We start from the raw sequence: 12,922 nt of genomic DNA, 5'->3' as shown, positions 1-12,922 counted from the left end.
CACCATAAATGGGCCAGGTACGTTTCATTTGGATATGTGCTTTATTGAATTTCACTATTTGCTTGCTTCTGTGCTTCCTTCAATGCCTCATCCAGCGGACGATCTCCAAGGAAAGCAGCAATGAATTGGTTATTAAAGTTATTCATGATAACCGGAAGGTTCGCACCTTCCTGCCATACACTGGCATAAGAGGCTCCAGCAACAAGCGCACCTCTTAATGGATCTTTATCATAGCCTAGCTTTTCTGCAACCGATTTGCGTGTAGGAAGGGCGAAGCCTTTAGAAGTCCATGTTTCCATTCCTTCTTTGCCAGTCAGGTAGGAAATCAGCTTCCATGAAGCTTCCTTCTTCTCAGATGCTGCATTCATGACATAACCAACCGCATAAGCCATGGTCCCCTTTTCGCCATTTACGGCTGGAAGCTCAGCGGTACCGTACTCCACATCAGGGAAGGTATCCTCTAAGAATGGAATAGCCCAGTTCCCTTCAATGACCATTGCCGCTTTCTGCTGGCCAAACATTTCGCCGCCCCAGTTTGCGCCTACTTCCGATGCCTGTGCAGAGGTTTTGTCATTAAGATGCTGATCAACGATTGGCTTTAGTGCTTCCACTATCTCAGGTGAGGCAAAATTTGCCTTGCCATCCTTCACCACATCGCCGCCGGAAGCCCGGGCAATATGATAAAGCCGGGCAAGCTCAGGCGCAACACCAAATCCGTAAACGCCTTCCTTTGTAAGTGCTTTGGACACTTCGCGCAGCTCATCCCATGTTTTTGGAACCTCTACACCAGCTTCTTCAAACATTTTTTTATTATAGAAAAGAGCTAGAGTAGAGTAATCCTTTGGAAAACCGTATGTCTTTCCATCCACCTGGAAAGCTTCAAGCATCGGCTTTTCAAAATCTTCAACATCAAAGTCGTCTGTGACATATTCGTCTAATGGCTCGACGACACCCGTTTCAATCAATGCCGGCGCTTCAAGTGCGTCCAGGTAGAACACATCCGGACCTTCACCGCCAATCAGGCGTGTTTTTAGAACATCCATATACTGCTCAGAAATCACTTCATGCTTTACATCAATGTTTGGAAATTTCTCTTCGAAGTCGGCTATGGTCTGTTTCAGCAGTTTTTGTTCAGATGGGTTGCCGCCCCATCCTGCAAGCGTTATTTGAACCTTTTCTCCTTCAGACCCGCCAGAGCCTTTTGAGTTCGCTTCATTTGACCCGCTGCATCCAGCAAGAAGTGCCCCCGCTAACATTGTCGTAATGCCTAAACCAGCCAACCATTTTTTCTTCATCCTTCGTAACCCCTTTCATTTCCCATTGATTTTTTGTAAAAAAGAATTTATTGAGTTACCTTCGTCTGCTTCACGATTTCAAAGCCCGTTGTATTTTCTAATATGGATGTCTGTATTTCTTTCCCCTGTCTCTTAACAGAGACAGAAAGGATCCCTTCCCCAATTTTGATGTTAGTGACCGTCAATGTATTCATTTCATTCAGCAGCATGGGGCTCAGCTGAATTTCCCTTTTTAAGCTGTCCGGGAAGAGGCCCAGCAGTGATTGGACAAATACAAGCGGCGTACCTGCTGCCCAGGCCTGCGGTGAACATGCAACCGGGTATTTAACAGCCTTCCCGACTTCGGCACTATAGCCGCAGAACAGTTCAGGGAGGCGATCGTACTCAAAATACCGGGAAGCCTGTATAAGGCCTGACATTACTTTTTTAGCATCTTCAGAGAAACCAAGTTTGCTCATTCCCAGCAAAATCATGCTGTTGTCATGAGGCCAAATACTGCCATCATGGTAGCTCATCGGGTTATATCCCGCTTCTCCTTCACCCATTGTGCGAATTCCAAATCCTGAAAACATTTTCCCACTCGTCAGCGTGCTGCTTACTTTCTCTGCACGATCTTCTGCGAGCATTTCAGAATACAGGACATGTCCCGGGTTGGAGGTAATCGTTCCGACCTGTTTTTTTCCGCCATCAAGAGCAATGGCATAAAACTCCTGATCTGACATCCAAAATTCCTTTTCAAACGCTTCCTGAAGTTTTGCTGCCTCAGCCTTAAGCCTGGAAGCTTCCTCTTGATTGCCAAGCTTGCTATATATGGAGGCAATCCCCTGCTTTGCCTGATAGACATATCCCTGTACCTCGGAAAGTGCTATTGGTGTTTCGGCATAATCACCATTTCGATGAACGATGGAATCTCCTGAATCCTTCCAGCCTTGATTGGCAATGCCCTTTGAGGATTCCTGATGATATTCCACAAACAAATCGCCATCCCGATCTCCATACTGATCAACCCACTCCAGCGCACGCTTGACGTTTTCTTCGAGCTGGAAGAATGTCTCCAAATCCCCAGTCCACTTCACATACTCTGTTAATAGAACAAGGAATAACGGTGTCGCATCAATCGTTCCATAGTAAGGAGTGAATGGAATCTGATTCGTATTCGCAAGCTCCCCAAAACGGATTTCATGCATAATTTTCCCCGGCTGTTCGTCTCTCCAAGGATCGACTTTAGTCCCTTGCCTGCTTGCCATTGTAAATAATGTTCCTTTTGCCACTTCCGGCTGGAATGCAATCATCTGAAGGGCCGCAATCAGGCTGTCCCTGCCGAACGGAACCCCAAACCACGGCAGTCCTGCTACCGGAAAATTTCCGTAGCCCATGTCTGTCAACAGCACCCGCAAGTCCGATAAACCTCTATCCACAAGCCTTTGAAGCGGCTCGAAATCTGTTTCAACTGATGCAAGCCCTGCAGACCAGCTCTTATATGAAGATTTGAGCTCTTCAAGAGCTTCCTTTACAGGTAAAAGGTCTGTTCGCGTTTCACTATTTTCAAGCGGGATCACCATAAAAGTAATCGATTTGGATTCTTGGTGCTGAAGGGTTAGAGCAAAGGTAATTTCGCCGCCTTCTTTTACCTCTTTAGGTACAAGAGGGGTATCCCATTGAATACGCGTTGCTCTCTTGATATCATCTGCCCCGTTATAATGGAATGTCAGTGAATTTTGATCCGCTGTCTGGCCCGTTCTTTTTCCTACATCGCCTGTCTGGAAACCGCGGACGATAAACATATCATTAAAATCCACATCGGCTTCTATGTTTAAATCAAACGTCACCGGTTTTGGAAAGTAGTTCTTCGCTGTAACAGTTTCATATAACACGTCATCATAGATAAATCGCTTTCTCTCAATCTCAATGGATTCTCTCCAAAGAATCAATTCTCCATCCTTTTCCTGGTGCGGATTTGTTGAGAGGATGGAAGACATATAGTTTTCAGATCCATCGGAGTGAAGAAGAATCGGTTTTTCATTGTTGATCCGGACGTTAAACTTACTGAGAAAACGAGTATCATTCTTATATAAACCTAAGCCGTAACTGTGATCTGCCGTGATATCCCCCTGTTCATCCGTTAATAAGAATAAGTTATTCTCTTTGATCACTCTGTAATTCATTTTGCCCCTCCTGCACCTTCAATTTTCATGGCTCTTTTCTAAAAGGTTGTTGTTTTTGTTTATGAATTTAGCCCGTTGATTTCCGCTCCAGGAACATGCTTTCCGCGGGGAGGAATGTGAGCCTCCTCGGCTTCGCCTGCGGGGTCTCACACTTCCCTCTCCTCCCGCAGGACATTGAATTAGCTTCCCCGAATGAACACCGCACGAAGGAAATGCGTCAGCATTTTCGAGGAGTCAGTTCCTTCCGCTCCAATCAACTCAGCAAATTAAACCAGCTTTTCAAAAAGCAACAAACTTTACAAAGCAGCCATTACATAGATATTTTATTTCCGAAACGTTTCGGTTTTTATGTAAAAAATTTTACCAAAACGTTTCGGATTTACACTTAAGATAAAGTTGGCTATCCTTGCTGTTCAGCTCGGTCGGCCAACATTTATTTTTTCACTTCTGCTGTACTTTCTCGTTCCATTAACTCTGTTTTCATAACCAGACGATGTGTGTCTGTCTCGTTTTGAAGCAGCCCAATCAGTAATCTCGCTGCTTCATAGCCCAGCCCGAACTTATTCTGTGCAATCGTCGTCAGCTTTGGACTAACATATGAGGCTAATAATATATCATCGTATCCTATAATGGAGAGCTCCTCCGGCACCTTCAGGTTAAGCTCCTTCGCCGCTGCCATTGCGCCAATAGCCATTAAGTCACTTGCACAAAATAGAGCGGTGATTTCAGGGTGATCGTTCAGCAATTGAAGTGCTGATTCCTTCCCTTTCTCTTCTGTAAACTCGCCATCAGTTATGTATTCAGGATTAAAGCTAATGCCTGCTTTATCGAGGGCCCTATGATATCCCTGCAGTCTTTCTCGGCTGACAAAGGCAAATTCATGGCCATTAATCATGCCAATCTTTTCATGGCCAAGACCAATAAGATGCTTCACCGCTTTTTCTGCCCCCAGCACATTGTCTGTCGTTACATGGCTGACATGATCTGATTCAAGCGGAATATCGATCAATACACAAGGAATATCACTCTCTACTACTTCCTTTAAATATGGATCATCAGTGCGGATCCCCTGAATAATAACACCATCCACTCTTCTCTCGCGGCAAAGCTGAGTATATGTCTTTTCCCGCTGTTTGGAGGAATTGGTATTGAATAAAATAAGGTCATAACTAGATCCGGATACATACTCATTAACACCCGCAAGAACCTCAACCATAAAATTATCCTTCACGCTTTCCTTTGTAAAACCTGATACCAGCAGCCCAATCGTCTGTGATTTTTTCATTACTAAACTTCTGGCAAGCGAATTAGGGCTGTAATTCAATTCCTTTGCTACTTGAGCAATCTTTTTTCGGGTACTTTCACTAACATCCGAGTATCCATTTAACGCCCTTGAAACAGTCGTAACAGATACCCCTGCCTTCTTTGCAATATCCTTAATTGTAGTCACTCAGACATCTCCCAAAACGTTTCGGTTTTTCTATAACCTGACTATACAACATGAAGAAAACGATTACAACTATTTTTATAAAATTCTAAACTATTACGCTTTATTCGGCTAACTCCTTATGCCAATATACCTAAAAAGTGTAAAATTACATGATTAAACTGTAAGAATATAACTCTATCCTTTAGAATAAGGGTGTCTTTTTTAACAGCATAATCCTTTAAAGGGGGACAGGTTACCAATGCAAAAGATCATAAGAATTTTACTCTGCAGTGCAGCTTTATTATTCATGCTTGGAGGATGTTCTGGTGCGGATAATAATCGGGAAAGGAAACAAGCCGAAGAATCCTCTGCTGCCAGTGATACGTTCATCAGTGTTCAGGAGTATACAGGAGAAGGCTACTTCCTTGTTAATGGTAAAGTAACAGGAGAGATCGCAGAACGAAACCGGGAGCAGATTACGAAAGCTGCTCAAAAGTTTTTTCAGGACAAGTATCAAATTGAAGTAAAGGTACATAACCTTGCAGGCGGACGTGATAGCGTGACAGTTTTTCTCGAATCTGCAGGAGAACCCCATTTTTATACCTATGCTGTTGTCCCGATTGCTGTAAAGAAAAAGAAAGTATTGGCAGATCAAATTTGGGCAGACGAGAATGAGGTGCAAAATGCCATTAAAGGCGGGCTCTATCAAATGATTTTCAGCGAAGAATTCAAGAAACTTGATCATTACCTGGAATCACTTAAAGCAGAAGGACAAGTGACAGGCAAAACAATAGAAGCCCTGCAAAACACAGGAGGAAATGGATATATGACTCCCTATTACTTTATCGTCGTATCTAAAAATGAGGAAGCCATTAACCCTGTGTATGATCTATACCAAAAAAATCATAATGAAAGCTTCGAAAGTCTTAGAAACGCTTATGATGCAAGTAAATTTTCAGCTGACAACCTGACAATCAGCATTCAATTGTTTATGAAGGATAAAAAAGCGGAACCAGATGAAGAACTGTTTAACCGGGTAACAAAGGAACTGCAGGAAATGAATAATATTCCTAAAGGCTCCTATGGCTTTTACCTTAATGACAACTTTATTCATAGAGAAACCGCCAAAGGAGTTAAAGAGAACTCCCTCCGGAGAGGCTTTCCAGATTATATTATTAAAGATTAAGTGATGCAGGTACAGTAGTCGGCACTTATAATATACTTGATGTTCAGAAAGATATGTATCTAGTGCAAAAGAAAATAAATATTTTACTCTGCAGTGCAGGAATTTCAATCATGCTTGGAGGATGCTCCGGGATGAACTTAAATAACAATCAAGAAAACGAGCAAGCAAAAGAAACACAGGCTGCCCCTACTGATGATTCTCTGATTAGCGTTCAGGATTTTACGGTGAAAGTTATGCACTTCCCTATGGAAAAGTGACGGATCAAATTGCTGATGAAAATCTTGATGGTATAAAGGACGCCACAATTAAGTTTTTTAAGGAGACATACAAAACAGAGGTAACAGTCCATAATGTGGTTGGAGCTAAGGACGGGGCTACTGTGTTTGTAGAGTCTAAGGGTGAGCCTCATTTCTTCACATATGCTGTTGTCCCGATTAATGTAAAAGAAAAGAAAGTGATGACAGATCAGATTTGGGCCGATGAATTCCAGGTGGAGAATGCCATTAAAGGCGGATTATATCACATGATTTTTAGTGAAGAGTTCAAGCAGCTCGATAACTACTTAAATTCGGTTGCGGCTGATGGACAAGTAACTGGAAAGACAAAAGACGCTCTTCAGAATGCTGGCGGGCAAGGATTTATGACACCCTATTACTTTATTTCCATGACAGATGAAGAGCTGGCTATTAAGCCAGTCTATGACCTTTATATAAATAACCCTGACGAAAGTGCAGAAAACTTGCGGAGTGCCTTTAATGAGACCCAGTTTGATCCTGAGAATCTCTTTATAAATATACAATTTTTCATGGCTGGCAAAGAAACTGAACCAAACAAGGATATATTTAATGGAGTCGTGAAGGAACTCGAAAAGATGACTTCAATTCCTAAAGGTTCTTACAGCGTATTCCTTAATGATAATTTCATTGATAAAAAGAGCGCAGATGGCACTAAGGATAACACTTTGGAACGGTCCTTCCCTGACTATATTATAAAGGATTAACGATTGGGAGATTTCCAGACAGGTTTCTCATTGGAGCTTATAAACTGAGCTGAGCAGCAGCTCAGTTTCCTATTTTTTAAGGCCCTGCTTTCCCTTCAAGATTCAATCAAATGTTTGATCCATTTTATCACACTTCATCCCCTCCTTCTTACTTAATTAATATTATTTAATATAATAGCCCCGTTCGGACTCTAACTATTTTGTTTCAGAAGCTGACCCTAGTTCTGACGCTAACCCACGAATCCTTGCTTTTGGTGTCAGAAGTTGACCCAGGTTCTGACACTAACCCACAGATTTTTGCTTTTTGTGTCAGAAGTTGACCCTAGTTCTGACGCTAACCCACAGATTTTTACTTTTTGTGTCAGAAGCTGACCCAGGTTCTGACACTAACCCACGTATTTTTGCTTTTTGTGTCAGAAGTTGACCCAGGTTCTGACACTAACCCACAGATTTTTGCTTTTTGTGTCAGAAGTTGACCCTAGTTCTGACGCTAACCCACAGATTTTTACTTTTTGTGTCAGAAGCTGCCCTTAGTTCTGACACTAACCCACGTATTTTTGCTTTTTGTGTCAGAAGTTAACCCAAGTTCTGACACTAACCCACGAATTTTTGCTTTTTGTGTCAGAAGCTGACCCAGGTTCTGACGCTAGCCCACGAATTTTTGCTTTTTGTGTCAGAAGTTAGCCCTAGTTCTGACGCTAGCCCACGAATTTTTGCTTTTTGTGTCAGAAGTTAGCCCTAGTTCTGACACTAACCCACGAATTTTTGCTTTTTGTGTCAGAAGTTAGCCCTAGTTCTGACACTAACCCACGAATTTTTGCTTTTTGTGTCAGAAGCTGACCCAGGTTCTGATTTTAACTACTGGATTTCCCCTTTATGTATCTAAATCCCCAAACCTCTCACTGACTTTCTATCTATTTTTTCACCAAAAGGAGTAATTTTACACAATTAAAACTGTAAAAATATAACTCTACCCGTTACAATAAGATAAACTTTGATTTTTAGGGGGACTTTGAACCAATGCAAAACAAACTAAGAATCTTACTCTTCAGTGCCGGGATGTCATTGCTGCTTGGAGGGTGTATTGGTCAGGAAAGCAAAAAAGAAACAGAGTCTTCCCAGATTAGAGTTTTGGATTACACGGGTGAAGGCTATGCACTTCCATATGGAAGAGTGACAAATGAAATCGCTGATAAGAATCTAGATATGATAAGGGATGCCACAATCAAGTTTTTCAAAGAGAAATATAAGACAGATATAACGGTACATAATGTGGTCGGAGCTAAGGATGGGGCCACTGTGTTTGTAGAGTCAAAGGGTGAACCACATTTTTACACCTATGCAGTAGTGCCAATAGATGAACTGGCAAAGAAAGTATGGACGGAAAGGATATGGGCGGACGAATTCCAGGTAGAGAATGCCATTAAAGGCGGGCTGTATAGCATGATCTTCAAAGAGGAATTCAAACAACTCGATAACTACTTTGATTCACTTGCAGCAGAAGGTCAAATAAGAGGAAGAACTGTGGAATCCATTCAAAATGTTGGTGGTCATGGCTTCTCAACCCCTTATTATTTTATTTCGCTAGCCGATGAGACAGCTATCCAGCCTGTATACGACCTTTTTATGAAAAGTCCTGATGAAAGTACAGATAACCTCAGGAAGGCCTTTAAAGACAATGCATTCTCGGCCGAAGACCTTTTCATTAATATCCAATTATTTATGGCCGATCCTAACGCCAAGCCGGATAAAAAATTATATGACCGTATTATAAACAACCTTGAAGAAATGAACTCAATTCCAAGAGGTTCGTATAGCTTTGTCCTTAATGATCATTTTATTGATAAGCAGAGCTCCAGCGGTATGGGAGTTCATTCACTCGATTTAGTGAATGATATTATTAAAGAATGATATTAGTTCAATTATTCCTTTGGGAGGACATCTAACTAATGAATAGAAAAACAAAAAAGGTACTCTTCAGTGTTGGCATAACCATCCTGCTTGGAGGATGCACCAGCTTGATTAACTCAAATAACAACCAGAAAAATGAGCAAGCAAAAGAAACACAGGCTGCCCCTTCTGATCATTCTCTAATTAGTGTTCAAGATTATACTGGTGAAGGCTATGCCCTTCCCTACGGAAAAGTGACGGATAAAATTGCTGATGAAAATCTTGATGGGATAAACGATGCCACAATCAAGTTTTTTAAGGAGACATACAAGGATGAAAATACAGAGAATTTAAGGAAGGTCTATGATGAGGACTCATTTAATCCTGAAAACATCAAAATTAACATTCAGTTATTCATGGCTGACATGCAGGCAAACCCGAGTGAAGAAATTTTTAATCATGTTACGGCAGAGCTGGAAGAGATGAACTCAATACCAAAAGGGACTTACAGCTTCTCTCTCAATGATAATTTCATTGATAAGCAGAGTGCAGAAGGCGCGAAAGATAATTCTTTAAAACGCGGATTCCCGGATTACATAATTAAGAAATAAAGCAGGTCAATATCTCCAAGCCCCCATTATCTATAACAGGCATTGGACTGCAACTATTTATCTATTTTCTTACTTACACCAACCTGACTTTCTCCCTAATTTTACCTAAAAAGTGTAATTTTCCACGTTTAAACTGTAAAAATATAACTCTATCCGCTAAAATAAGGGTTATAACTTTGAATGGCACATTCCTTTAGGGAGGACATGTAAATAATGCACAAAAAAACAAAAATTTTACTCTGCAGTGTTGGAATATCATTAATGCTTGGAGGATGTTCTGGTATGAATAGTACGAATAACAATCAAGACACTGAAAAAACGAAAGAAACACAGGCTGCCCCTTCTGAAGAAACTAGGATTAGCGTTCAGGAATATACAGGTGAGGGCTATGCATTACCATACGGAAGAGTGACAGATGAAATTGCTGAAAAAAATCTTGCTCAGATCGAGGAAGCTGCCATCAGCTTCTTTAAAGAGAATTATAAGACAGACGTAACAGTGCATAATGTGGTGGGTGCTAAGGATGGAGCCACTGTGTTTGTAGAATCAAAAGGTGAACCGCATTTCTATACCTATGCTGTAGTACCAATAGATGAACTGGAAAAGAAAGTAATGACGGAAAAGATATGGGCGGACGAATTCCAAGTGAAGAATGCCATTAAAGGCGGTTTGTATAACATGATCTTCAAAGAAGAATTCAATCAACTCGATAACTACTTTGATTCACTTGCAGCAGAAGGTAAAATAACTGGCAGAACGAAGGAATCCATTCAAAATGTTGGTGGACATGGTTTCTCAACTCCTTATTATTTTATTTCAATGAGAAGCAAAGAGGCAGCTATCCAACCTGTATATGACCTTTTCATGAAAAATCCTGATGAAAGTAGGGAAAACCTCAGGAAGGCTTTTGAAGAAAATTCATTCTCGGCCAAGTACCTTTTCATTAATATTCAATTATTTATGGCAGATAAAAATGCAAATCCAGATAAAAAGTTATTTGATCAAATCATAAAAGACCTTGATGAAATGACTTCAATTCCTAGAGGTTCTTATAGTTTTGTCTTAAATGATAATTTTATTGATAAGCAAAGCTCCAGCGGAATGGGAGATAATTCACTGGACTTACTGAAAGATATTATCAAAGAATAAAGCAGGTGAATAAATGAATACACTTAATGGTTCACCAAATAAGAATATATCCATAAACAATGATAAAGATTTGGTTGAGCTAGCTGGCTACCATGCCTATACCTATCCCCAAAGGGGGGATATTCTAACAGTAAATGGAATAGATTATCAGGTTCGCCACGAAAACTATGAAGATCCAACAGGGCTTGATGCAATGACAATTATGAATATGGATACAGAAGAAATGTCCATCATCTATGTAGGAACGGATGCAAGCGGTAAATATGGAAAAATGGATATTCTAACAGATGCACAGCTTTTAAGTGACCTGACTCCAGCTCAGCTGGCAGCAGCCAGAAACTACTATAACGAAATGAACAATGAATATAAAGAGGTTGGCGGCGTCCAATCGATTGCAGGAAATTCACTTGGAGGCGGTCTGGTCGGCGCTGTCGCCATTGAAAATCCAGAGGTTAAAGCCGTTACACTTAACCCTGCCCTCCTTCCCGAGGGAATGATGGACCCCGATAAAACCTACGACAACATTACAAACTACTTCAGCAGCTACGATGTGCTGACGCAAACCTTGATCGCATTAAATCTGCATGACAGGATTCCTGGCAAGCAGTATGAAATTTTTAATGGCATTCCTGAATTTTCAAAGCTTGCAACAAATCATACAGGCTATTTAAGAAATGAAGATGGCACGCAGTTCTACGTCATTGGTGAAGTTGGCAAGCCAGGCTATGGAAAAATCTATATCGACGCTGATGCCCATATTGTATCCAGCATCTGGACAGGAGTACCTCTGTATGGGGGCCACTCAGAACGCATTGAGATCAACAAGGAGAATCTGGATCTCCTCGCTTCTTCCCTTCAAAGCCATGTGATGGAAAGATTAAACCTTGCTCACGAATATCTGGGCAATTCGGTTGCCATAGTAGATGATGAGGCCAGCCGTTATTATGAACGGCTCACCCGCCTGCAGAAGATTTTCGAGGAGATGTTTGAAAACCTGATCAGTGAGCCGCTGTTTATGGGGATTACCTCCATCAGCAATCGATTAACAGCGGAAATCGATCATTTGATTTCTTTGTTAAATGTGGCGGAAAGCCATGCAAAATCATTGAATTCTATATTGAACTCTCCGCCTGCCGAGCTGCTTGAACATATTTTCCGGACGAACGTCAGTGTGGAAAGCATCTTTAATGAAGTTCGCAGCTTTTTATATGATTTAAAAGCAGATGTTCAGGATCTTTCCAAAAGCCTGATCCGGATTATTTCCAATAAAATCCCTGAATTGTTTGAAGGCGGAAAAGAGCTCTGGTATGATGCTGTAGTCAGTGAGCTAAAAGCCCATTATGGAATCGTAAACAATAACAGGGATAAGCTTCTAACTCATATTAGTGAATATCAGAAACAAGTCCAGGACGTGGCGGCTAATTTTCACGACAAGGACCTTTCCCTCGGACAGTCGATTAAGAACAAATCCACCCATTCCCATTCCATATCCGTACAGGGGACGAATACGTATAAGCTGGAAGATTCCCCTTATATGGAGCTGAGGATGAAGATTAAGGACTTCCAGATGGACACGGCTTATTCTGCCTTCACTACATCAACACAGGCACTTCTTCTTCCTTTATTGCATCAGGGATGGGTAATCACCTTGAACATTGAAACTGCTTTGGAGCTCCTTTCGGGCACTATCAAAGGAGCAACCAAATTCGCATTGGACTACACCATCCCCGGCAAGTTATTCGGTCTGTTTACAGACTTTGATGATAAAATCAGAAACAGCGTCAACAACGCACTCGAGCCGCTAGACGAATTGGCCGGCACGATTGAAGGCATTCGCAAAGGGTTAAACCGATTAATGACGGAGTACCCTACTCTTTTAGAAAATTTTAGACCCTATGTTGAAACCGCACTATTTAATAACAACGGCTACTATAACGTTCATCTCTACAACCTTGCATCCATTGCTATTTTAAGAGAAATGGAAATGCTGTTTGATGATGTGGTGTATCAATTAGGAAACCACAAAGCTGAAGCGATTGAGGCATTGTGTGAGGTTTCTAAAAAGGTGAAGGGTAATATGGGGATATTGTATGAACAGGTAGATCGCGGAACGATTTAATTAACAAGTTTAAAAACCGGGCTGTGTGGCAGCCCGGTTTTTCTTTTTAATATTTAACTAATTTGCAGATTTAATTTT

General features: G+C 41.3%; 10 protein-coding genes. 7 read left to right on the top strand and 3 right to left on the bottom strand.

The window, feature by feature from the left end:
• Positions 1-41: 41 nt before the first annotated feature.
• From AC6CHU_RS11775 to AC6CHU_RS11765, 3 genes are all read right to left on the bottom strand, one after another.
• On the bottom strand, positions 42-1,295 hold the full coding sequence (locus AC6CHU_RS11775) for an ABC transporter substrate-binding protein (RefSeq protein WP_498121744.1): 1,254 nt from the start codon (positions 1,293-1,295) through the stop codon (positions 42-44).
• A 47-nt stretch (positions 1,296-1,342) separates the two neighbouring features.
• Positions 1,343-3,460, bottom strand: coding sequence for an amylo-alpha-1,6-glucosidase (locus AC6CHU_RS11770; protein WP_251283381.1), 2,118 nt, complete (start codon positions 3,458-3,460; stop codon positions 1,343-1,345).
• Positions 3,461-3,893: 433 nt separating this feature from the next.
• Positions 3,894-4,910 carry a LacI family DNA-binding transcriptional regulator gene (locus AC6CHU_RS11765; protein WP_498121741.1) on the bottom strand — a complete coding sequence of 339 codons (1,017 nt, stop codon included), beginning with the start codon at positions 4,908-4,910 and terminating at the stop codon, positions 3,894-3,896.
• 238 nt (positions 4,911-5,148) lie between these two features.
• Here AC6CHU_RS11765 and AC6CHU_RS11760 point away from each other — a divergent pair, with 238 nt between their 5' ends.
• From AC6CHU_RS11760 to AC6CHU_RS11730, 7 genes are all read left to right on the top strand, one after another.
• Positions 5,149-6,075 (top strand): DUF1672 family protein, encoded by a 927-nt coding sequence (locus AC6CHU_RS11760; RefSeq protein WP_159863147.1) that lies wholly within the window; start codon positions 5,149-5,151, stop codon positions 6,073-6,075.
• Positions 6,076-6,206: 131 nt separating this feature from the next.
• Positions 6,207-6,332: a hypothetical protein gene (locus tag AC6CHU_RS11755; RefSeq protein ID WP_268891647.1), complete on the top strand. Its 126-nt coding sequence runs from the start codon at positions 6,207-6,209 to the stop codon at positions 6,330-6,332.
• A complete protein-coding gene (locus AC6CHU_RS11750) occupies positions 6,329-7,075 on the top strand; it encodes a DUF1672 family protein (protein ID WP_498121738.1) in 747 nt (248 codons plus the stop codon). The genes AC6CHU_RS11755 and AC6CHU_RS11750 overlap by 4 nt, the downstream gene beginning before the upstream one ends.
• Before the next feature lie 1,020 nt (positions 7,076-8,095).
• Positions 8,096-8,986, top strand: a complete 891-nt coding sequence (locus AC6CHU_RS11745) for a DUF1672 family protein (protein ID WP_498121736.1) — start codon at positions 8,096-8,098, stop codon at positions 8,984-8,986.
• Between the two features lie 38 nt (positions 8,987-9,024).
• Positions 9,025-9,576, top strand: coding sequence for a DUF1672 family protein (locus AC6CHU_RS11740; protein WP_498121734.1), 552 nt, complete (start codon positions 9,025-9,027; stop codon positions 9,574-9,576).
• Positions 9,577-9,789: 213 nt separating this feature from the next.
• The gene (locus AC6CHU_RS11735) at positions 9,790-10,725 is read left to right on the top strand and encodes a DUF1672 family protein (RefSeq protein WP_498121733.1); all 936 of its coding nucleotides are present in this window, start codon (positions 9,790-9,792) and stop codon (positions 10,723-10,725) included.
• Positions 10,726-10,738: 13 nt separating this feature from the next.
• Positions 10,739-12,844, top strand: coding sequence for an SA1320 family protein (locus AC6CHU_RS11730; RefSeq protein ID WP_159863151.1), 2,106 nt, complete (start codon positions 10,739-10,741; stop codon positions 12,842-12,844).
• Positions 12,845-12,922 lie beyond the last annotated feature (78 nt).

Source organism: Cytobacillus sp. GQ23 (assembly GCF_059758675.1).
This window is presented reverse-complemented; position numbering and strand designations above follow the sequence as displayed.

Bases quoted from the DNA above. Each gene is read 5' to 3' on its own strand.
- AC6CHU_RS11730 (WP_159863151.1), top strand. From the start codon at position 10,739: ATGAATACACTTAATGGTTCACCAAATAAGAATATATCCATAAACAAT.
- AC6CHU_RS11740 (WP_498121734.1), top strand. From the start codon at position 9,025: ATGAATAGAAAAACAAAAAAGGTACTCTTCAGTGTTGGCATAACCATC.
- AC6CHU_RS11760 (WP_159863147.1), top strand. From the start codon at position 5,149: ATGCAAAAGATCATAAGAATTTTACTCTGCAGTGCAGCTTTATTATTC.
- AC6CHU_RS11775 (WP_498121744.1), bottom strand. From the start codon at position 1,295: ATGAAGAAAAAATGGTTGGCTGGTTTAGGCATTACGACAATGTTAGCG.
- AC6CHU_RS11755 (WP_268891647.1), top strand. From the start codon at position 6,207: ATGAACTTAAATAACAATCAAGAAAACGAGCAAGCAAAAGAAACACAG.
- AC6CHU_RS11745 (WP_498121736.1), top strand. From the start codon at position 8,096: ATGCAAAACAAACTAAGAATCTTACTCTTCAGTGCCGGGATGTCATTG.
- AC6CHU_RS11770 (WP_251283381.1), bottom strand. From the start codon at position 3,460: ATGAATTACAGAGTGATCAAAGAGAATAACTTATTCTTATTAACGGAT.
- AC6CHU_RS11735 (WP_498121733.1), top strand. From the start codon at position 9,790: ATGCACAAAAAAACAAAAATTTTACTCTGCAGTGTTGGAATATCATTA.